Source organism: Noviherbaspirillum phoenicis (assembly GCF_047237965.1).
Taxonomy (GTDB): Bacteria; Pseudomonadota; Gammaproteobacteria; order Burkholderiales; family Burkholderiaceae_D; genus Noviherbaspirillum_A.
Genome location: NZ_JBDFLX010000001.1, coordinates 1725317 through 1744542, shown reverse-complemented (window position 1 = coordinate 1744542; position 19226 = coordinate 1725317). Strand labels below are relative to the sequence as shown.

General features: G+C 54.3%; 21 protein-coding genes and 2 tRNA genes. 6 read left to right on the top strand and 17 right to left on the bottom strand.

The genetic code is table 11. The features are described from left to right. Positions 1–23: 23 nt before the first annotated feature. On the bottom strand, positions 24–215 hold the full coding sequence (locus ABC383_RS07945; RefSeq protein ID WP_413012933.1) for a hypothetical protein: 192 nt from the start codon (positions 213–215) through the stop codon (positions 24–26). Between the two features lie 198 nt (positions 216–413). Between ABC383_RS07945 and ABC383_RS07940 the strand changes: the two genes are divergently transcribed. Beyond that, positions 414–620, top strand: coding sequence for a hypothetical protein (locus ABC383_RS07940; protein WP_413012932.1), 207 nt, complete (start codon positions 414–416; stop codon positions 618–620). A 119-nt stretch (positions 621–739) separates the two neighbouring features. Here the strand turns inward: ABC383_RS07940 and ABC383_RS07935 are convergent. The 4 genes from ABC383_RS07935 to ABC383_RS07920 form a co-directional block, all read right to left on the bottom strand. Next, positions 740–815, bottom strand: a tRNA-His gene (locus ABC383_RS07935). A 75-nt stretch (positions 816–890) separates the two neighbouring features. Next, a complete protein-coding gene (gene murI / locus ABC383_RS07930; RefSeq protein WP_413012930.1) occupies positions 891–1724 on the bottom strand; it encodes a glutamate racemase in 834 nt (277 codons plus the stop codon). 25 nt (positions 1725–1749) lie between these two features. Next, entirely contained in the window at positions 1750–3294 is a 1545-nt protein-coding gene (locus ABC383_RS07925; protein WP_413012928.1) for a fumarate hydratase, read from the bottom strand. Positions 3295–3310: 16 nt separating this feature from the next. Next, positions 3311–3925: a YqhA family protein gene (locus ABC383_RS07920; protein ID WP_413012926.1), complete on the bottom strand. Its 615-nt coding sequence runs from the start codon at positions 3923–3925 to the stop codon at positions 3311–3313. A gap of 197 nt (positions 3926–4122) precedes the next feature. On the opposite strand from ABC383_RS07920, the gene acs reads away from it, so the two are divergent. The 3 genes from acs to ABC383_RS07905 all read left to right on the top strand — a co-directional run bounded on the left by acs (position 4123) and on the right by ABC383_RS07905 (position 6785). Further along, entirely contained in the window at positions 4123–6105 is a 1983-nt protein-coding gene (acs, locus tag ABC383_RS07915) for an acetate--CoA ligase (RefSeq protein ID WP_413012924.1), read from the top strand. A 198-nt stretch (positions 6106–6303) separates the two neighbouring features. Next, a tRNA-Ser gene (locus tag ABC383_RS07910) sits at positions 6304–6394 on the top strand. Positions 6395–6521: 127 nt separating this feature from the next. Continuing rightward, the gene (locus ABC383_RS07905) at positions 6522–6785 is read left to right on the top strand and encodes a hypothetical protein (protein WP_413012922.1); all 264 of its coding nucleotides are present in this window, start codon (positions 6522–6524) and stop codon (positions 6783–6785) included. Between the two features lie 680 nt (positions 6786–7465). On the opposite strand, the gene ABC383_RS07900 is transcribed toward ABC383_RS07905, so the two are convergent. After that, the gene (locus ABC383_RS07900; RefSeq protein WP_413012920.1) at positions 7466–8071 is read right to left on the bottom strand and encodes a PEP-CTERM sorting domain-containing protein; all 606 of its coding nucleotides are present in this window, start codon (positions 8069–8071) and stop codon (positions 7466–7468) included. A 95-nt stretch (positions 8072–8166) separates the two neighbouring features. Continuing rightward, the gene (locus tag ABC383_RS07895; RefSeq protein WP_413012918.1) at positions 8167–8769 is read right to left on the bottom strand and encodes a PEP-CTERM sorting domain-containing protein; all 603 of its coding nucleotides are present in this window, start codon (positions 8767–8769) and stop codon (positions 8167–8169) included. Between the two features lie 284 nt (positions 8770–9053). On the opposite strand from ABC383_RS07895, the gene ABC383_RS07890 reads away from it, so the two are divergent. Continuing rightward, positions 9054–9305 (top strand): hypothetical protein, encoded by a 252-nt coding sequence (locus ABC383_RS07890; RefSeq protein WP_413012916.1) that lies wholly within the window; start codon positions 9054–9056, stop codon positions 9303–9305. A gap of 473 nt (positions 9306–9778) precedes the next feature. Here ABC383_RS07890 and ABC383_RS07885 read toward each other — a convergent pair whose 3' ends face one another. From ABC383_RS07885 to ABC383_RS07840, 10 genes are all read right to left on the bottom strand, one after another. After that, positions 9779–10969, bottom strand: coding sequence for a phage major capsid protein (locus tag ABC383_RS07885; RefSeq protein ID WP_413012914.1), 1191 nt, complete (start codon positions 10967–10969; stop codon positions 9779–9781). A 5-nt stretch (positions 10970–10974) separates the two neighbouring features. After that, positions 10975–11217 carry a hypothetical protein gene (locus tag ABC383_RS07880; protein WP_413012912.1) on the bottom strand — a complete coding sequence of 81 codons (243 nt, stop codon included), beginning with the start codon at positions 11215–11217 and terminating at the stop codon, positions 10975–10977. A 141-nt stretch (positions 11218–11358) separates the two neighbouring features. After that, on the bottom strand, positions 11359–11685 hold the full coding sequence (locus tag ABC383_RS07875; protein ID WP_413012910.1) for a hypothetical protein: 327 nt from the start codon (positions 11683–11685) through the stop codon (positions 11359–11361). 134 nt (positions 11686–11819) lie between these two features. Then, complete coding sequence (locus ABC383_RS07870) at positions 11820–12206, bottom strand: hypothetical protein (protein ID WP_413012908.1); 387 nt, start codon at positions 12204–12206, stop codon at positions 11820–11822. Then, positions 12203–13405 (bottom strand): AAA family ATPase, encoded by a 1203-nt coding sequence (locus tag ABC383_RS07865; RefSeq protein WP_413012906.1) that lies wholly within the window; start codon positions 13403–13405, stop codon positions 12203–12205. Before ABC383_RS07865 ends, ABC383_RS07870 begins: the two co-directional genes overlap by 4 nt. 5 nt (positions 13406–13410) lie before the next feature. After that, positions 13411–13740 (bottom strand): hypothetical protein, encoded by a 330-nt coding sequence (locus ABC383_RS07860; RefSeq protein ID WP_413012904.1) that lies wholly within the window; start codon positions 13738–13740, stop codon positions 13411–13413. After that, positions 13737–14129 carry a hypothetical protein gene (locus ABC383_RS07855; RefSeq protein WP_413012903.1) on the bottom strand — a complete coding sequence of 131 codons (393 nt, stop codon included), beginning with the start codon at positions 14127–14129 and terminating at the stop codon, positions 13737–13739. The genes ABC383_RS07860 and ABC383_RS07855 overlap by 4 nt, the downstream gene beginning before the upstream one ends. 252 nt (positions 14130–14381) lie before the next feature. Then, positions 14382–14576: an AlpA family phage regulatory protein gene (locus tag ABC383_RS07850; protein ID WP_413012901.1), complete on the bottom strand. Its 195-nt coding sequence runs from the start codon at positions 14574–14576 to the stop codon at positions 14382–14384. Between the two features lie 73 nt (positions 14577–14649). Next, on the bottom strand, positions 14650–15411 hold the full coding sequence (locus ABC383_RS07845; protein WP_413012900.1) for a hypothetical protein: 762 nt from the start codon (positions 15409–15411) through the stop codon (positions 14650–14652). Beyond that, entirely contained in the window at positions 15404–16633 is a 1230-nt protein-coding gene (locus ABC383_RS07840; protein WP_413012898.1) for a tyrosine-type recombinase/integrase, read from the bottom strand. Before ABC383_RS07840 ends, ABC383_RS07845 begins: the two co-directional genes overlap by 8 nt. 547 nt (positions 16634–17180) lie before the next feature. Between ABC383_RS07840 and ABC383_RS07835 the strand changes: the two genes are divergently transcribed. Then, positions 17181–18893 (top strand): AIPR family protein, encoded by a 1713-nt coding sequence (locus tag ABC383_RS07835; protein WP_413012896.1) that lies wholly within the window; start codon positions 17181–17183, stop codon positions 18891–18893. The last annotated feature ends 333 nt before the right edge of the window (positions 18894–19226 follow it).

Genomic DNA, 19226 nt, shown 5'->3' with positions numbered 1-19226 from the left:
CGGCCCGCCGCTTGCCGCTCTTCTTATTCCTTGCCCAGTTCGGGCAGGAGCGGCTTGACTTCCAGCGCCGCGGAACGCGCCTTGCGGTCTCGCGCTACTTCCACGCAGGCCGCGACCATGCCAACCGGCAGGTACAGCAGCGCGCCGCAGAGGAAGAGCACGGCCGCAGCAATGTAGCCGGCAAGCATGACTGAGCAGGTGATGATGTTTTTCATGAGGTAAATAGTGATGGAAGGCAGGCAGGCGCGCTCTGCGTTTTAACAAAGCTATTGTGCCACTAATAAATTGCCCATAATAAATTTTTCGATGTTTTAGGGACGGGAACGGCGCAATAGATGCCATGGGTGGGAATGGCGCGCCACAAAACCGGTCAAAATCGCATGCATCGTTGTTTTGCATGGAAGGAGCGCATCATGACCCAGACCACCGACTACAAGGGCTACAAGTTAACGGCAAGCGCGGAAGAGCGTGATGGAAAGTGGTACGGCGCTTATGTCCGTGAAAAAGATGGCGACGTGTTTCGCAGCGAAATGAGCGTGATCGAGGCCGGATCGCAGGACTCGGCGGAAACCCAGTTGCTGGATACGGCGCGCGAGCATATCAATCGGCTGGACAGGTAGACAGGCTTGACGCCTTTGACGGGAATGCCGCCGACGGCGGGCAGGATCGGCAGCGCCTTGGCTTGCCGCCGCCAAAACAAAAAGCCCGGCTGTGAACCGGGCTATTCGCTTGAATTTCTTGGGGTGGCCGATGGGACTCGAACCCACGACGACAGGAATCACAATCCTGGACTCTACCAACTGAGCTACGGCCACCACTGATGCTGTTCTCTCGGCTGTTGCTTGCGAGACAGGCGGCAATTATACAAACAACAGCCCCCTCATGCAAATCTAATCCGGCCTTTCTGCAATTCTTTTCGCCGCGACCGTCAAATGCAGCAATCTGCGCATCGCCGTGCCCAGGCTGCTGGCGCTGCCGGTGGTCCATGCGGCAATGGGCGCTGGCGTTTCCGACGGCGGGCGCAGCAGGCCATGCTCTGCCAGCAGCCTTGCCAGCTGCTGGGCCACGGCCTCGCCGGTGTCGATGACGGCAAGGCTGGCTGCGCCGGATTGCCTGGCAGCCGATTCGATCTGGGCGGCAAGGAAAGGATAGTGGGTGCAGCCCAGCACCAGGGTGTCGGCGCCGGCGGCGATCAGCGGTTCGACAAAACGTCTTACCAGCGCCATGGTAGCGGGCGAGCGCAGCTCTCCCTTTTCCACCTGGTCGGCAAGGCCGGGGCAGGGCTGGCCGATGAAGCGCACGCCGCTGGCTTCTGCGATCTGCGCTTCCAGCGCGAGGAAGCGCTGGCTGGCCAGGGTGCGCTCGGTGGCAAGCACGCCGACCGTGCCGCTTCTTGTCTGCAGCGCGGCAGGCTTGAGGCCCGGCTCCACGCCAACCACCGGCAGCGCCGGATAGCGTTTTCGTATCTCGACGATGGCGCCCGCCGTGGCGGTATTGCAGGCAATGACGAGCGCCTTGACGCCCTGGGCCGCCAGGAAGTCGGCCATGGCCACCGTGCGCGCCAAAACCGCAGCCTCGTCCTTGCCGCCATAGGGCGCGAAGGCGGAATCGGCGGCGTAGACCAGCGCCTCGTGCGGCAGCAGGCGGCGCACATGGCGCAGCACCGACAGGCCGCCCAGCCCGGAATCGAAAATGCCCGCCGGGGCATGGACCGCGGTGGGCATTTGGGACGCAATCGTCACGGCAGTATCAGCCAACCGATACCGGAATGCGGCTGATGCTGCTGTCTTTCGCAATGCGCTCCTGCCATTCCTTGGGGCCGGTGTTATGCACCGAGACGCCATTGGAATCGACCGCCACCGTGACCGGCATGTCGCGCACGTCGAACTCATAGATGGCTTCCATGCCGAGGTCTTCGAAGCCGATGACCTTGGCGTCCTTGATCGCCTTGGAGACCAGGTAAGCCGCGCCGCCAACTGCCATCAGGTAAGCCGACTTGTGCTTCTTGATCGACTCGATCGCCACCGGGCCGCGCTCGGCCTTGCCGACCATCGAGATCAGGCCGGTCTGCTCCAGCATCATGTCGGTGAACTTGTCCATCCGGGTGGCGGTGGTCGGGCCTGCCGGTCCGACCGCCTCGTCGCGCACCGCATCGACCGGGCCGACGTAGTAGATCACGCGGTTGGTGAAGTCCACCGGCAGCTTCTCGCCCTTGGCCAGCATGTCCTGGATGCGCTTGTGGGCGGCATCGCGGCCGGTCAGCATCTTGCCGTTCAACAGCAGCGTCTGGCCCGGCTTCCAGGAAGCGACTTCCTCCTTGGTCAGCGTGTTGAGGTCGATGCGCTTGGACTTCTCGGTGTCGGGCGTCCAATGCACTTCCGGCCATTCGGACAGCGCCGGCGGCTCGATGTAGCTGGGGCCGGAACCGTCGAGCACGAAATGCGCATGGCGGGTTGCGGCGCAGTTCGGGATCATCGCCACCGGCTTGGATGCCGCATGGGTCGGGTACATGTTGATCTTCACGTCCAGCACCGTGGTCAGGCCGCCCAGGCCCTGCGCGCCGATGCCCAGCGCATTGACCTTCTGGAACAGCTCGATGCGCAGCTCCTCGGTCTTGTTCTGCGGGCCGCGCTTTAAGAGCTCGTACATGTTGATGTCTTCCATCAGCGACTCCTTGGCCATCAGCATCGCCTTCTCGGCGCTGCCGCCGATGCCGATGCCCAGCATGCCCGGCGGGCACCAGCCGGCGCCCATGGTCGGCACGGTTTTCAGCACCCAGTCCACCAGAGAGTCGGACGGGTTGAGCATCACGAACTTGGTCTTGTTTTCCGAGCCGCCGCCCTTGGCTGCCACCTGCACGTCGAGCTTGTCGCCGGGCACCACTTCCATGTGGATCACGGCCGGGGTGTTGTCCTTGGTGTTCTTGCGCTCGAACTGCGGGTCGGCCACGATGGAAGCCCGCAGCATGTTGTCCGGGTTGTTGTAGCCGCGGCGCACGCCTTCGTTGACGGCGTCATGGATCGAGCCGGAAAAGCCCTCGAAGCGCACGTCCATGCCGATCTTCAGGAACACGTTGACGATGCCGGTGTCCTGGCAGATCGGGCGCTTGCCTTCGGCGCACATCTTTGAATTGGTCAGGATCTGGGCGATCGCGTCCTTGGCGGCCGGGCTCTGCTCGGACTCGTAGGCGCGCGCCAGGTGCTGGATGTAATCGACCGGATGGTAGTAGCTGATGTATTGCAGCGCAGCCGCTACGGATTCGATCAGGTCTTCTTGCTTGATGATGGTAGTCATGTGAGCGTCTTTAAGGTCAGTGAGTGTCGCGGTCGGCATTGGCTGTCATTGACATGATGCGGTCGCTGTAGGCAATCGCCAGCGCCGAGATCAGGAACACCAGGTGGATGCCGGTCTGTGCAAGCAGGGTCTTCTCGTCATAGGCCCTGGCGTTGATGAAGGTCTTCAACAAGTGAATGGACGAGATACCGATGATGGCCGTGCCGAGCTTGACCTTCAGCACGGTGGCATTAACGTGGGACAGCCATTCGGGCTGGTCCGGATGTTGCTCAAGATTCATGCGCGAGACGAAGGTCTCGTAACCGCCAACGATCACCATGATAAGGAGATTGGAAATCATGACCACGTCGATCAGTCCAAGCACCACCAGCATGATGGTGGTTTCGGTGAGCTTGGAAGGCCGCGTCGCGCCTTCCACGGTGACGGCGTCGAGGATATGCGCCAGCGAGTCGGGATTGCCCAGCACCGCGCCGATCAGGTCGGACAGCTCTACCCAGAAATGGTAGACATAGACGCACTGCGCGAGGATCAGGCCGAGGTACAGCGGCAGCTGCAGCCAGCGGCTCATGAAGATGAAGCTGGCAAGCGGGCCTATGGGTTTGGTGACCTGTTTCTCGGAATTCTGGGACATCGTCATTGTGATCTTGGCTTGTATCAAATTGGCGCATCTGTGCCGCCGGCATTCTACACTGCAACAGCATGTGCGGTCTGCGGCTATGCCCCGGGGATAAAAGCCCGACATTATGCATCAGACAATGTAAGGAACGAGTAAGTCCTTGCGTCTATCGTGAGCAGCAACTTTTCATTTAATTAAGGCAGGAGACGAACATGGCAGACATGGAAGCTTTAAAGCAGGAAAGCCGCATCTTTAATCCGCCGGCCGCGCTGGCCGGCCAGGCCGCTATTTCCGGCATGGACGCGTACCGCGCCCTGTGCGACGAAGCCGAGCGCGACTATGAGGGATTCTGGGGCCGGCTGGCACGCGAGAACCTGAGCTGGCAGCAACCCTTCACCCAGGTGCTGGACGAGTCGGACGCGCCTTTCTACAAATGGTTTGGCGACGGCAAGCTCAACGTTTCCTATAACTGCCTCGACCGCAACCTGGAAAACGGCAATGCCGACAAGACCGCGGTCATCTTCGAGGCCGACGGCGGCGAGGTGACCCGCCTGACCTACCGTGAACTGCACGGCCGCGTCTGCCAGTTTGCCAATGGCCTGAAGTCGCTGGGCATCAAGAAGGGCGACCGGGTCGTGATCTACATGCCGATGTCGATCGAGGGCGTGGTGGCGATGCAGGCCTGCGCGCGCATCGGCGCGACGCACTCGGTGGTGTTCGGCGGCTTTTCCGCCAAGTCGCTGCAGGAGCGCATCATCGACGCCGGCGCTGTCGCGGTGATCACCGCCGACGAGCAGGTGCGCGGCGGCAAGCAGCTGCCGCTCAAGGCCATCGTCGACGATGCGTTTGCGCTGGGCGGCTGCGAAGCGGTGCGCAATGTGGTCGTCTATCAGCGCACCAAGGGCAAGATCGGCTGGACCGAAGGGCGCGACCTGTGGATGCATGAACTGGTGGCGCAGCAGCAGGACAGCTGCGAGCCGGAGTGGGTGGAGAGCGAGCATCCGCTGTTCATCCTCTACACTTCCGGTTCCACCGGCACGCCCAAGGGCGTGCAGCATTCCTCGGCCGGCTACCTGCTGTGGGCCGCGCTGACGATGAAGTGGACCTTCGACATCAAGCCGCAGGACGTGTTCTGGTGCACCGCCGACATCGGCTGGGTGACGGGGCACAGCTATATCGCCTATGGCCCGCTGGCCGTGGGCGCGACCGAGATCATCTTCGAAGGCGTGCCGACCTTCCCGAACGCAGGCCGTTTCTGGGACATGATCGCGCGCCACAAGGTATCGATCTTCTACACCGCGCCGACCGCGATCCGCTCGCTGATCAAGGCGGCGGACGCCGATCCGGCGGTGCATCCGGACCGCTACGACCTGTCTTCCCTGCGCCTGTTGGGCTCGGTGGGCGAGCCGATCAATCCGGAAGCCTGGATGTGGTACTACAAGAACGTCGGCCATGAGAAGTGCCCGATCGTCGACACCTTCTGGCAGACCGAGACCGGCGGCCACATGATCACGCCGCTGCCGGGCGCAACGCCGATGGTGCCGGGCTCCTGCACGCTGCCGCTGCCGGGCATCATGACGGCCATCGTCGACGAGACCGGGCAGGATCTTCCGAACGGGCAGGGCGGCATCCTGGTGGTGAAGCGTCCATGGCCTTCGATGATCCGCACCATCTGGAACGATCCGGCGCGCTTCAGGAAGAGCTACTTCCCGGAGGAACTGGGCGGCAAGACCTACCTGGCCGGCGACGGCGCGATCCGCAACAAGGACAACGGCTACTTCACCATCACCGGCCGCATCGACGATGTGCTGAATGTCTCCGGCCACCGCATGGGCACGATGGAAATCGAGTCGGCGCTGGTGGCGCATCCGCTGGTGGCCGAAGCCGCCGTGGTCGGCAAGCCGGATGAAACCACCGGCGAATCGATCTGCGCCTTCGTCGTGCTGAAGCGTCCGCGCCCGGTGGGCGACGAAGCCAGGCAGATCGCCAAGGAACTGCGCGACTGGGTCGGCAAGGAAATCGGCCCAATCGCCAAGCCCAAGGAACTGCGCTTCGGCGACAACCTGCCCAAGACCCGTTCCGGCAAGATCATGCGCCGCCTGCTGCGGGTGCTGGCCAAGGGCGAGGAAATCACCCAGGACGTCTCGACCCTGGAGAACCCGGCCATCCTCGACCAGCTCAAGCACGCTATTTAAGAAGGCGCGCCATCCGAGCCGCCATGCCTGCCGCACGGCGGTTTTTTTTGTGGTGGCGATTGGTCGCGGTATGGAAATCCCTGGCTCGCAAACCATGATTTCCAAGCGGTGCAAAAAGACGTGTGTTTCTGGGAAATTTTGCTATAATCTGCGCCTTCGTCGGGTAGCGCCGGCCATGCCGCGCTACCGCCAGATGCAGGAGAGATGGATGAGTGGTTTAAGTCGCACGCCTGGAAAGCGTGTATAGGTTCATAGCCTATCGGGGGTTCGAATCCCCCTCTCTCCGCCAGAAAGACACATAAGCCCTTGATTTCAAGGGCTTTTTTTATTGTTGAGACAAATTACCTACAAAGCTACCCACAAGACAGATATTGTGAGTAGCTTATGATTGATTCACTTTCGACTGAGAGAACGCCATGAAGCCCGATGTGTTTTACCGATTCTCGCCGCGCGCTCTGGAAGCGATTGGCAAACAAGGCATCAAGGAACTGCCCCGCTTCGATTCGGGCGCCGTCCCGCTGCCAGGTGATTCCCTGACGCTTGAATACCTGCCAGGGCTCGTTTTCATCGTCGAGCAGCGGCGCTTTCATTGGATCAGCCATGACAGCCTGCAGATCCATCTCGGCATCGATCTGCACACTGCCGCGGACAATTGGGTCAGGACTGGCAAGCACCTTTAAGAGCGTCAAAGTTTGACACTCTCGCTCGCTACCGTATAAAACTGTTGAAAACAACTTAAAAGGAAAACGGTCATGAAGGTTAGAGGCTGGGTGTTTTCGGTGTGTGCTGCCGCTCTTTTCGCCGCTTCTACGGCATCCGCACAGGTTATGTGCCCAGATGGGAGCTTCGTATCGCGTGGGCCGTGCGTGATGTGCCCAGATGGCAGTTTCATTGGGGGTGGTGGGAGCTGCCAATTGGCGCCGAACGGCCAGTTTGTTCCGCAAACAAGCCAAGGCCCTCAAATGACACCCAATGGGAATTTTATTCCGGGTGGCCGTGGGATGACTATGTGTCCAGATGGATCATTCGTAGCTGGAAGTACCTGTGTTTTGATGCCGAACGGCCAATTCTTGGGGCGGTGAAATAGAAAGTTAGCGAGGCGGCCCTGGGGGATGAAAAGTTTGCCAGGCAATCTTCTCCTGACCGACCGTTCCCGTAAATTTTTTCGTCCACAAAATTCAAGATTTGCCGGGTAGCCCAAACCTTTATTTTGCGGATGTAAAAATCTATGGGAACGGTCGGTCAGGGCTGCTCAGTCGGCCAAACATTTTCAGCCCCCTAGCGCTTGCAATAGCCTAATGCGCACTTCTTCTCAACAAAAAAGCCCGCATATAACGGGCTTTTGGCTGGGCTTGAGAGCTTACGCTTTTCCGCTCTTCCCTGACTTGCGATGGGCTGCAGCGAATCCGAGCAGACCAAGGCCGAATAATGAAATAGTGGCAGGCTCTGGAACGGCTGTCGCAATAAAGTCGTCTATGACAGTAGCATTCGGCGATCCATATAGGTCGGTGCTAAGAAGGAGAAGGGAATCAATATTACGAAAATTGGCCGGTAGGTAGGACCAAACCGTCGTTTTTTCCATGGTAATTGATCCGACTTCAATACCGTCTGAGTAGCCTATTGCTTTGTACATTCCTTGATTCTGCCAATACCAACTTCTGAACCAAAGCCCGTCAAAATCAAATTTCCCGCCATCAGCTAGACGGACAGTCACAGGCACGTTGTAGTTATCTATGGCACCAAATTTTCCGCTGTGCGCTGGGCCACTACCCCAAAATCCTTCAGAACTAAGGTCCACAGTTGCCATCGTTGCGTTGAAGACATAACCGTTCAGAGGTTCAGTTATGTATCCCCACCACTCTACTCCATCTGTTTCAAAATCAATGGTGGTGGCAGAACTGTTGCCTGTTGTAGCTAAGCTGATTGCTAACAGAAGGGACTGGAGAAATTTTTTTGCTTGTCGCATTTATGGCCTTAGTGAAGTTGGGCAGGCAAAGATAGGACTTCTGCGTTTCATTAAAAAAGCCTGCGGGAGGCAGGCTTTTTGCAGAAGGAGAAAACTTAGGAGTTCTTGTTTTTTGCCGACTTGCGGCGCGATGCGGCGACGCCAAGCAGACCAAGCCCGAGCAGGGCGATAGATGCTGGCTCAGGAACCGCAGCCCCACTAGTAGCCGCAGCCAGGCTATAGGTAGCAGAGAAGGTTCCGCTACCAGTAAAAGTAGGAGTAATAACGGTAAGAGTCGTGCCGACCAGCGATGCTGAGGCACCGCCATTCAGAAAACTGTCCGCTGTTTCTACCAGCGTCAATCCGGCGAATTCTGTGCTGTTAAAAATGTACGTCGCAAATATGCTGCCGTTCCTTGAGACGTCAGTAATTGTAAGAGTCCCACCGTTGAAATTTGCGGAATCCGTATTGAGGGAGTCAGCAAAACCAAATTCAACCTTGTTACCTGTGATCGTTACAGTTGCGCTGTTTTGTTGTGATGACGAGTTCGTGAACCCAGTTGCTGGCACAAAGCCATTCATAGGATCGAAGTAATTCGTGCTACCACCACCGAAACCCAGAAAGCCAGTAACAGAGCCACCGATTAGGCTCGCACTGGCGGGTGCTACGACGAGGAAGGATGCCGAAGCAAGAGCAAGACCTGACCAAAATTTACGCACAATTGACTCCCTGAATTAGTATGTAGTTTCACTTCAGCAAGTAATGTGCCACCAGGAAATTATTGTTTTAAATCAAGTGCTTGATCTTTTAAGCAATATTTATTTTGTACCAACTGTAAGGAAGTCCGACACCTGTTTATGAAAGAAGGAAAGGATTTTGCAGCCGGCTACGAATATAGGGGGTTTTCGAGCGACTCAGACGCAACGGATTTTATGTGAAACCCAAGCCGAATTTCTGTAGCCAGTTGCGAAATAGAGTAAATTGATGTTTTTAAGGAGAATAAATGTTCATTCCGCTAGAAAAAGAAGACGTTGCAAACGGAGTAGAGAGATACGCTTTTGTCAACCCAACTTGCATTGCCAAAGTTGTAATCGACCGGTCTACAGCAATGACAATGATTAGTTTTCTTTCCTCATCTGGCACTACCTTGTATTCCAGATTGTTTCACAACAAAGATGAAGCAAAAGAGTTGAATGACATGGAGATTACGGTAATGGGGATAATCCATGATCTCGAGAATAAGAGTGATACGTGACTAAAGTTGGAAGGCCTGCCGGTTTTGGTGCGCAGTTGCCAGACACTGTGGGCGCTAAGCAGAGCCGCTAAAAGCGCATAGCAGCCGGCGCTGGCAGGATAGCGTCGATTGTCGATGCAGAGACGCAATCAATGTGTGGATGGAATTTCTTCAACAAAGTTAGGCTCCTCATCGAGATCGCAGTGTGATGTGATGGCAATGTTATAACGTGCCTTGTCGTGTGCGCCGATATCTCGACCTTCGCCGGCAACCTCGGGCATGAAGCCGCTGCCGATTGTCGGCCTGATCTACCCGCCAATCATGGCACCAAGCGGATTGCCGCCAGTTCCCACAAAACCGATGATGGAATCCACTACGCTACCAACTGACTGTCCAGACATAACTTTTCCTTGAATGTGTTTAGAAGGACGTTCTATGCCCATAGAGGGCAATGCGGCGTAGCGGCCGATAAAGACCGCTACGCCGCAACGCTGTTAGGCGCGGACGCCGGTAACGACTGCAAAGGCAGACGGCTGGGTGACAACCACATCAGCGCGAACGTGGCACATGAAGCCAATTTCGCCGGTAGTGGAGAAGGCTTCACGCAGCAGCTGAACGCTGAGGTTCTCGCGCATCAGGAAATACATCTTCGAGAAGTCGCCCAGGTAGATCTCGCTGCAATCGTTCGATGTGCCGACCGTCAGATTGGTCGGGATCTGCGAAGTAGCGATCTGCGAGACGTTCGCCAAGATCTCAGGCTTGCGCAGCGGCTGGCCGGTGCTATCGACCAGGCCGGCCAGCTTCACCAGCGAGCGCGGCGCCATGATGGCAGCGGTCGGCATCGAGGCATTCGCATTCAGCATTGCTTCAGTTGCGGCCATGAAGCTGCTATAGCCGGCCAGCGCCGCACCATTGGCGCCGCCGGTGGCAATCGCACTCACGCCGGCAGTTCCCAGCAGGCCCAGCGGCTCAGGATTGACGCCAGAGCCACGCAGGCCGGCATAGTCCAGCGCCTTGGCGAAAGACTGCGCAATGGCGGTCTGCAGGGCCGCCTCGATGCCTTGACCATCAGCCAGCAGCTCGCGGCTGATCTTGAAGTAGAACGCCAGGCTCTTGGGCGATGCCACGATGCCGCGGAATGCCGGATCGCTTTGCGCCACGTTGCCGGCTTCTAGGCGCCATGCTGCGGTCGGGATGGTGTTGACGGCAACGGTAGTCACCGACTTGGCGCCCTCGTCCATCGGCACGATGCCGGCACCAGCACGCAGCAGGCTCGATACCGGCGTCAGCGCGCTGAGGATCTGCGGCATGGTTTGCACTGGAACGCTATAGCCGCCCGAGGTGTTGGTGCCGATCGACAGTGCGGCTTTTACGGCATCGGTTGCGCCCATGCCGGCCACCCCGCGCAGGAAGTCGGTCATGCTGACTTGGTCGCGCGAGTCGCCCTTGCTGGCAAAGTGAGCCTTGAAGTCGCCATACGTGCGCAGCGCCTTAGGGCCGACTTGCGGCGCCACTGCTTCATTGCCGCCGCTGCCGTTCATCTGCTGCGCAGTTGCGCCCACAGCCAGGCTATCGACCGCCTTTTCGATATTGGTCATGCGGTCGTCTTGCTTGGCCTTGAACTCGCCGAAAGCAGCGTTGATTTCCTGGATGACTTCAGCGACTTGCATAGTGGTTTGGTCCATGTTCATTACCTCTTGAATGATTGGGTGAGACTACGAAGGGCGTCCGCCAACTCATCGAACTGGTCACTCACAGCGTCGTCAGGCTTGAAGCCTTTGAAGCCAGCACTCGCGATTGCTTTCGCTTCGGCGCGGCTGTATCCCAGCGCACGCATGGCGACTTCAAATTCACGAATCGTTTGGGGTTTGGATGCGGCAGCGTGCGGCTGAGTGCTCTCAGCGTGCTGCATGGTGGGAGTGGTCCCGGTCATAACGCAATCCTTCCGCAAATGAGTAAACGGCCCGTCAATTGACAGACTTGTTTGCTATTCGCGCAGATCACATCCCGTGGCCGGCTAAGCAAGGCGCTGTTCGACATCCCATCGAACTGGCACAAGCTAGAGTGTGCCAGTTTAGTTTCCATTAAGAAATCCTTTCTGGAAATATATTTGCGCGATTTTTCGCGCTACAGACCGACTTACGCCAGCCTCGCCACATGCTCGCTCAAGCCGGCGCAGATCCTCGATGTCGCGCCGACCTGGCAGCACGGACTTGCACAGCGCCTGCAGGCGTTGACCAATGCTGGGAACTGCGCGCCGCGGCTCGCTTGCAGCAATGGCCGCGACTTCTATTGGCGCTGCTTCAGTCGCTTTTCTTTCGGCCACGCGCTGGCGTCCAGCTTTGCTGCGCTCTTTGCGTCCTGCAGTGCGCAGGTAATTCGGCTTCTGCTTAGTTTCCATTCGAAGCCTCCTCGCCGGCCTGGGTCAGTCGATCCTTTAAGACGGCAATCATTGACTGCGCTCGCGCCGTGTTTGCCTCGCTGATCTCGGCTAGTCTTTCTAGCTGAAAGATCGCGTTCTTTAAAAATTGGACTTCATTCATAGTCAATATTCTCTCTTGTTGATCCTTGGCCGGCATTTGTGCGGAGACTTTCCAGCTCTCGCCAAAACCATTCAAACGATTCTGGAATAGAAATCAGGCTCTGGTGTCGCCTCGTCGCCAATATGCGTTCCCGACCGAAGTCAGATAAGCGGTGACCTAAGCAGTAGCGGTCGATTAAACAGTCGAGCGCATGTATCAATTCCAGCCATTCATCCGGTGTGAGGTCTGCGCTTTCAATAATTTCGGCCTTGTATGGCCTTAAAAGCGGCGCGTACTCCGCAACCACGGCGGGATCGCCTTCAAGGGAGACGATCTCGCCGTGGACGCTAATAGAGATGCCTACTTCCGCGCATTTCTCCATCAGCTCCCAGACCTTCATAGCTGCACCTTTGCCGAAGAGTGCGCCGAAGAGAGCGAAGGGAGCAGCGTTTTTTCTGTGCGCTCTTCGCTCCCTTCGTGCGCTCTTCGCGGATCAGCACCATAGATCCGCCAAACCCAAGGACCAGTCATGCCGTCCTTTTCGGAAACAATGCCCAGCGATTTTTTCAATCTCTTCGCTGCATCCCATGAGTGGCCGGCGTCGCGAACTTCACTCATTAGTTGCTTTGTGGTCATTTTCCCGCCGTGGTGGGTCAATGTATCCATCAGCATGTTTCCCAGGTCTGTTTGGGTGTCGCTGTCGCCATGCTCGTCGTGCTCGACTTCCCCAAGAATTTCTCGGGCGGTCCCCTCAATTGGTCCTTCCCAAATTACATGAGTCGCCTCGATGCCAGAGGGCAGGGCGGTAAGCTCTACGTTGTAGGAGACGCCGCCATCGTCTGGCGCGATATTCGACTTGGCTCTTGCTAACACGCGCCTGGTGCTGTCTTCTTCTTTAGCTGTAACCAGAACCATCCTGGCGAGCGCACCGAACGCCTGTGATCCGATGACGCGATCCATAGGCGATTTCCCGACGCCGCCTTTGCTGAAGTGGGTGATGCCAAGAACCGCACACTTATGCGCTTCGCCAAAGTCGACCAGCGCCTGCAGGCTGCGGCGCACATCGTTAGCCTTATGCATATCGCCAGAGACAGCACTGACAATCGGGTCAACAATTAGGAGCGCAACTCCACCGATTCCCTCAACAGCTCGATGCAGTTCGGGAATGTCCTGCGCCGGGTCGAATGGGAGTCGCTCGCCGTTCTCTGTAATGCCGTCAATGAAGTGGCATCGCTTCATGTTGGCGCCTGACGCAATCAGGCGAGGGACCAAGGTGTCATCTGGGTTGTCTTCGCTAGACCAAATTAGGACGTTTCCGGCTTCAGCGCATGCTGCGCCATCCGGCCATTTCCCCCATGCAGTCAGAATGGCTGCTAGCCCGAGAGCCAAGGTTGTTTTGCCCGTTCCACCATTGCCAGCCAAGATCGTGAGCTTGCCTGCAGGTATCCAGTTCTTCCATAGCCAAGTGATCGGCTTTGCCGTGATGTCTGCCGCGCAGCGCAAGTTCACAGTTCGCAGGCTGGCTGCCGCCGCTCGCTCCAGCATTACCCGAGCAGCCTTTGATTCATCCGCCTCGATTCCTAGTTTGAATCCAGTCATAGTGTCTATAGTTTCCATGAGGTACCCACCGTTTTTAGAAAGGCGCTGCGGCTGTAATCCAAGTCAACGATCATCAGTCGACGTGGGAGAGCTTGGTAAAGGGAAGCGGTAAGTTTGCGAAGTAGGCCGTACCGGACGGAGTCGCCTCGGTAGACTAGGACAACGTCAAGACCTGCTACGGCGTAGCACTCACGGTCTGTCGGCAGGTTGGCGGGGTCAATGGCGATGGCATTGAGCTTTGGCGGGCGAAATCCCAGGCCTAGGTAGATCAATCCGTCAGCTGGCGCAAGTCCAAGCTGCGTACGGATGCGGTCGAGTTCCTTAAGCGTGCTCATGCTTTTCCTCCGACCACTTTCAGAGTGCGCTCAGAGAGAGCGAATCTCAGATCGGAATCCGTCTGCTGCATGGCTTGAGCTTCGACTGCGAGATGGGTGATCAAAGCACCGAGATCAGCCATGCTGCCTCGATCAAGCTCATGATCGTCGTTAGCATTAGCGATGAATATCAGCTTTCCAATTGCCTCAAGCCCGAACAGGACGGTATCGCTTGCATTCCTGGCGTGGTTGGCCGCTGCTTCAGCAATTTTCCGAGTATCGGCGTTCGATTTCGAAAGCTTCGAAAGGGAAGAGGGCAGTTGTCGGATTAAGTGAGTCAGCTCGTAAGGAGCGCGCTCAATATTTTGGAAATGGGAATTTTTGCGGGAACCGCGGTTTTTCTTAGACATGGTTTTGCTCCTGATAGTGAGACGGAACCTGCTTTTGAGACAGGCGGGCGGGAGCTCAAAACCGCTATCAGACGGCGGGCATATTCCCCTTACGGGTCTTTTATTAGCCGCACTCCCGCCCATTGGAGCAAAACCAATAGACGTAAAAATAGCCGCTGACTTTCGGGGCGACTTTACCGCTGATAGAGGTGTTTTGAGCACCTGGCAGCCAGAGTAGTCGAAGTTTAGTAAAAGCGCAATCATCGGCAGCCTTTATTTGCGCGCAGCTGCAGAGATCTTGATTTGATCCTGAATCCACTTGTCCAGGTCATCTTCAAGCCAACCAACAGCGCGGCCGCCACCGAGTTGAATGCAATGCGGGAACTTTGACTCCCGCATCAATTTGTAGATCTTAGTTTTCTTAATTCCTGTTTTTGCCTCAGCGGCGCGGAGTCGTACGATTTGCATAACTACCTTCCTTTAGCGTGCGTTGTGATGCACAGAAGATAGTTTTTTTTCCTATAGGAAAATAGTCCGCCTGCTAGGAGGCTGTACACGCTCCAGAAGACTGTACAGTCTGCATGCAGACGGTCTTCTTAAATTTGGAAACGTATGAGCTAAGAGTCCTCAACTTCAAGGGGATCTGCTTCATAAGGATCGCTGCGGCCTCGTCGTTTGACACTCTGGGGTCTATATTTTGCCGCCAGTATTCAAACGCCTCTTTTTCGAGTTTCCGTGTTTCTGCATGGCGAGCATCCGCAGCTTTTCTACTATTTGTTGTCAATACAGTCTGCTCCAAGTCACTTTGCCTCTGAAGAAGAAATTGCTGAGCTGCGGTTAATGCTTGAAAACCCAAAACAACGCAACTATTGCGATGATTAATGATTTGTTCTTTCGAAATCCCATCGAGATTAAAGCCATTCGACTCAAATTTCTGCTCAGCCGTTCCAAGGTAGATAAGTTCTGAACTAAGAGTCCAGATCCCAAACGCCGCTAAGTGTTCAACAGGAGAAATAGTTAATGGCATATTCTTTGGGATTGAGATTCCCTCATCATCTAATAGTTCTCCATTTTCTTCGGCTAACCATTCAATATCAATGCTCCAACCGTCATCAAGGTACCCAACTAAACAGTCAACGGGGAAATACAAAGAGAACTCAGATTCTTCGTCTTCCAATAAATAATTATGCAGTTCCCTGCCAATTTTCGAGATACAACGAGAAACGAAAGAGTTTTCTTTAATCAGACTCTCTAATGATTTTAAAAGCTGCGGTACGTATAGTGACTCACCTAATTCAATCATTACTATTCCTGTTCTGTAGTTCTTGAGTCGGCGCCGAGCAGTAGCTGCCCCATGCCTCCATAAGCTCTCTGCGCTTTTCGAATAAGTCACTGCGGAAATACGCAGCTTCGGTTGCATCTTTAGTTGTATGTGCCAAGGCGGCCTCACATACTTCCCGAGGGAATGATGTTTGTTCAGCACTCCAGTCGCGAAAGGTGGACCGGAAACCATGCATCGTGTAGTCAAAACCTTCCCGGCGAAGCAGCATCGTGAAAACCATATCGGAAAGCGGTTTTTGTCGATCACTAGCGAAGATAAGGGGCGAGTCGTTTCCCGCCTTGCGACGGCGTTCTAAGATTTCCACAACAGGGCCAGATAGTGGTACCCGATGTTCCCGTTTTGCCTTCATTCGTTCAGCAGGAATAATCCAGCGCCGGCTCTCGAAGTCTATTTCATCCCATCTGGCGCCGCGGGCCTCGCCGGATCGCGCCGCCGTCAACACGGCGAATTCGAAAGCGTCTTTTACTGTGTCCGTAGCTGCACTACTGCGGATGGTTAGTAAGGTGGTTAGTGCAGAAACATAGGGGCAAGCAGCGAAGTGGCTAACTTTCTTAATAGATTTCGCCTTTGGGAGTGAGCGGTCGACCTGGTCCCAAAGTCGCGGGTCATGCCCAGATCGGTAATCCCGTGCGGCCGCCCAGTCGAGTACAGCGCGGATGCGCTGTTTCACTCGAGAGGCTGTCTCCGTTTTTGTCTGCCAGATCGGTTCCAATGCCTGCAAAATCTCACCCTTAGAAATGACAGACACATCCTTATTGCCAAAGATGGGAAATGCGTAGGTAGTTAGCGTGTTGATCCACTGGTCCACATGTTTTGGGTTCTTCCATCCTTTGGCATGCAGCTTGTGATACTCGTGTGCGCATTCAGTGAACGTCTTGCGAGACATAGTGGCCAAGAGATTGGCCTGGCGCTGCGCCTTACGGGCGTCAATGGGATCAATCCCCTCGGCCAGTTGCTGACGATACTTCTTAGCCTGCTCCCTGGCTTCGGAAAGTGTACGGTCCACAATAGAGCCCAGCCCCATTTCTCGGGCCTTCTTATTCAGGCTAAATCGCAGCACCCAAGACTTTGAGCCGCTGGCGCTAATTTGAAGGTATAGCCCATTACCATCTGGGTAGTAACCAGGGTCTCTCTTAGCGTTGACTGCAACGGCAGTTAGAAGATTGGCGCGACGGCTTCCCATGATTCTACCCACAATTAGTATGCGGATGTCATGATACCTTAACGAACTATCGCGAACGATGAATGACGAAAAAAGTTATAACATCAGGGAGATACGAAACGTCCATGAACTGTCGCGAACTAGTATGAACTGATTTGATAAAGACCCTCTCTCCGCCAGGAATAAGACCCCAAGTAATGGATTTGCTTGGGGATTTTTTTTTGGTTTTTCAATGTATTAGCCAATCCCCTCATGCAATATCCTCGCATGATACTCGACTACAACGCTTTGATAGCTAGGCGCTTTGGGTCAGCAACCGTTCACAGTTGAAATTCTTTAGCTTGCGTCCAAAAGCGACTTTTATAAATGCTCAGAAGCCAACTACGCTGATATAGCATTCAACCAGCACATCATAAGCTTGTGTTGCCTTTAGTGCAGCCTCACCGCGAATATACAGGATGATGTTGAGTTGTCGTATGTCGGTTTATATACGATCTTCGCTTCAAGTTTTTTCATATTGGAAATAATGTTATGATTTGGTTTAAAAGTTATTTCCCTCGGAGAAAAAATGGACCGTATTACCGCGTCGTTAGTAGATGAGTTTTCCGAAGAATACGGTATTGAAAAATATCCTGCAGACAAGAAGTTCGAGGCGCTAACGGCGCATTTGCTCATTGGTCGTGTTCTAGGTGACAATGTCGATTTTGAAGATCTCATCTGTGCCGGAGGCAATGACCTAGGTATTGATGCCATTGCCATAATCGTTAATGGGCAAGTAGTGGTGCACCCTGATGAGGTGGATGAAATTGCGCACAAGAATGGATATCTCGAAGTAAAATTCGTCTTTGTTCAAGCGGAAACTTCCTCAAACTTTGATGGGCAGAAGCTTGGAAATTTTGCTGATGGCATCAAAGAATTCTTTTCCCAAAATCCGACTCTTCCGCGTAACACAACAGTCGAGGGATTGGCGAAGGTGATGAGTGCAGTCTATGCAAAGAGCGGTAAGTTCACGAGAGGAAATCCTGAGGTGTATGCATTTTATGCCACCACAGGGATGTGGACAGCGGACGCACATTTAGAAGCTAAGCGCGCAGCAAAAGAGAACGAAATCGCAGAAACTGAGGGTGGACTCTTTAAACTAGTTGAGCTACGTTGCATAGATCGTAGCCGCATTCAAACTTCTTACAATAGCCTGAAAAATGCTGTTAGCCGTGAGTTTGTTTTCGAGCGAAAAGCCGTAGTGCCTGACATTCCTGGTGTCAGCGAAGCGTACGTTGGAGTTCTGCCCGCGCCAGAATTTATTAGAATTGTCGAGGATGAGTACGGGCAGATTATAAAGTCGATCTTTTATGATAATGTTAGGGATTGGCAAGATTTCAATGAAGTGAACAATGAGATACGTGGCACTTTGAGTAACGCTCAGCACCAGTTAAGGTTTGCTTTGATGAATAACGGTGTAACGATCATTGCCAAAGAATTGCGATCGACAGGGAATAAGTTTTTCATCCAAGATTATCAAGTAGTTAATGGTTGCCAAACCAGTCACGTTCTTCAACAAAATAAAGATCTGTTGTCGGATAAAGTCATGGTGCCGCTTCGATTAATTGCGTCTACAGATGAAGAAGTGATTAGCGGAATTATAAAAGCGACGAATCGTCAGACGGAAGTCAGCGAAGAGCAACTACTTGCAGTCTCAGATTTCCAAAAAGATCTAGAACGCTTCTTTTTATCCTATGCGGATAAAAAACGACTGTATTATGAGCGCCGCTCTCGGCAATATAATAGTCGTGCTGATATCGAAAAAGTTCGTATTGTTTCACCTACTAATCTTATCAGAGCGTTTAGCTCGATGTACTTAGGCGTTCCACATCGAACTTTAAGAAGTTATAAGTCGCTTTTAAGCACTGTTGGTAAAGATCTATTTGTGGCGGGTCATAAACTCGAACTCTACTATGCATGTGCATTCGCGTTCTACAAATTAGAATATTTTTTCCGAAGCGGTCTTATTGATTCAAAATATAAAGTAGCTCGTTTTCAAATTCTGTTAGCTTTTAAGCTTAGAATCATTGGTGCGGCAAATCCTCCATTAAACTCTGGAAAAGCCGAGGCGAAAGCTAAAGAGATGGAAGAAATTTTGTGGGACGATGAGAAAGCAGCAAAAGCTTTCCTGAATGCCGTAAATATGGTCGAAGAGATTCAGGAAGCAGGTCATTTGGATCGGGATTCAGTGCATACAGAACAATTTACCGAAAAGCTTTTAAAACATCCCGCTACCAAATAGGCGACATTGCCTTCGATATACAATGCGTACGGTTACCGCGTCTTTATGATCGAAAGATTGCGAGACGCGCAGCTATAACATGTATGTTTTTTGTTCAATTGTGTGAAAAGGGTCGATCAGGAATTTACGGTTTTGTGAATTAAGAATTCGACACAATACGCCTGAGCTGGACAATTTTAGTTGACTGATAAGAATAGACCTACGAAATCTACATAACCGATTTGCAGACTTACCGCTCCCCCGAGGTGACCGCACTTGCCCGCCCAAATCGGAAGCCATTAACGGTGCAATTTTGATATCAAGAGATCCACTGCCCCAACTGCCAACGGTCGA

Excerpts from the sequence above, each read along its gene's own strand:
- ABC383_RS07945 (WP_413012933.1), bottom strand. The coding sequence starts at position 215 with ATGAAAAACATCATCACCTGCTCAGTCATGCTTGCCGGCTACATTGCT.
- ABC383_RS07940 (WP_413012932.1), top strand. The coding sequence starts at position 414 with ATGACCCAGACCACCGACTACAAGGGCTACAAGTTAACGGCAAGCGCG.
- murI (WP_413012930.1), bottom strand. The coding sequence starts at position 1,724 with ATGCCCACCGCGGTCCATGCCCCGGCGGGCATTTTCGATTCCGGGCTG.
- ABC383_RS07925 (WP_413012928.1), bottom strand. The coding sequence starts at position 3,294 with ATGACTACCATCATCAAGCAAGAAGACCTGATCGAATCCGTAGCGGCT.
- ABC383_RS07920 (WP_413012926.1), bottom strand. The coding sequence starts at position 3,925 with ATGTCCCAGAATTCCGAGAAACAGGTCACCAAACCCATAGGCCCGCTT.
- acs (WP_413012924.1), top strand. The coding sequence starts at position 4,123 with ATGGCAGACATGGAAGCTTTAAAGCAGGAAAGCCGCATCTTTAATCCG.
- ABC383_RS07905 (WP_413012922.1), top strand. The coding sequence starts at position 6,522 with ATGAAGCCCGATGTGTTTTACCGATTCTCGCCGCGCGCTCTGGAAGCG.
- ABC383_RS07900 (WP_413012920.1), bottom strand. The coding sequence starts at position 8,071 with ATGCGACAAGCAAAAAAATTTCTCCAGTCCCTTCTGTTAGCAATCAGC.
- ABC383_RS07890 (WP_413012916.1), top strand. The coding sequence starts at position 9,054 with ATGTTCATTCCGCTAGAAAAAGAAGACGTTGCAAACGGAGTAGAGAGA.
- ABC383_RS07885 (WP_413012914.1), bottom strand. The coding sequence starts at position 10,969 with ATGGACCAAACCACTATGCAAGTCGCTGAAGTCATCCAGGAAATCAAC.
- ABC383_RS07880 (WP_413012912.1), bottom strand. The coding sequence starts at position 11,217 with ATGACCGGGACCACTCCCACCATGCAGCACGCTGAGAGCACTCAGCCG.
- ABC383_RS07875 (WP_413012910.1), bottom strand. The coding sequence starts at position 11,685 with ATGGAAACTAAGCAGAAGCCGAATTACCTGCGCACTGCAGGACGCAAA.
- ABC383_RS07870 (WP_413012908.1), bottom strand. The coding sequence starts at position 12,206 with ATGAAGGTCTGGGAGCTGATGGAGAAATGCGCGGAAGTAGGCATCTCT.
- ABC383_RS07865 (WP_413012906.1), bottom strand. The coding sequence starts at position 13,405 with ATGACTGGATTCAAACTAGGAATCGAGGCGGATGAATCAAAGGCTGCT.
- ABC383_RS07860 (WP_413012904.1), bottom strand. The coding sequence starts at position 13,740 with ATGAGCACGCTTAAGGAACTCGACCGCATCCGTACGCAGCTTGGACTT.
- ABC383_RS07855 (WP_413012903.1), bottom strand. The coding sequence starts at position 14,129 with ATGTCTAAGAAAAACCGCGGTTCCCGCAAAAATTCCCATTTCCAAAAT.
- ABC383_RS07850 (WP_413012901.1), bottom strand. The coding sequence starts at position 14,576 with ATGCAAATCGTACGACTCCGCGCCGCTGAGGCAAAAACAGGAATTAAG.
- ABC383_RS07845 (WP_413012900.1), bottom strand. The coding sequence starts at position 15,411 with ATGATTGAATTAGGTGAGTCACTATACGTACCGCAGCTTTTAAAATCA.
- ABC383_RS07840 (WP_413012898.1), bottom strand. The coding sequence starts at position 16,633 with ATGGGAAGCCGTCGCGCCAATCTTCTAACTGCCGTTGCAGTCAACGCT.
- ABC383_RS07835 (WP_413012896.1), top strand. The coding sequence starts at position 17,181 with ATGGACCGTATTACCGCGTCGTTAGTAGATGAGTTTTCCGAAGAATAC.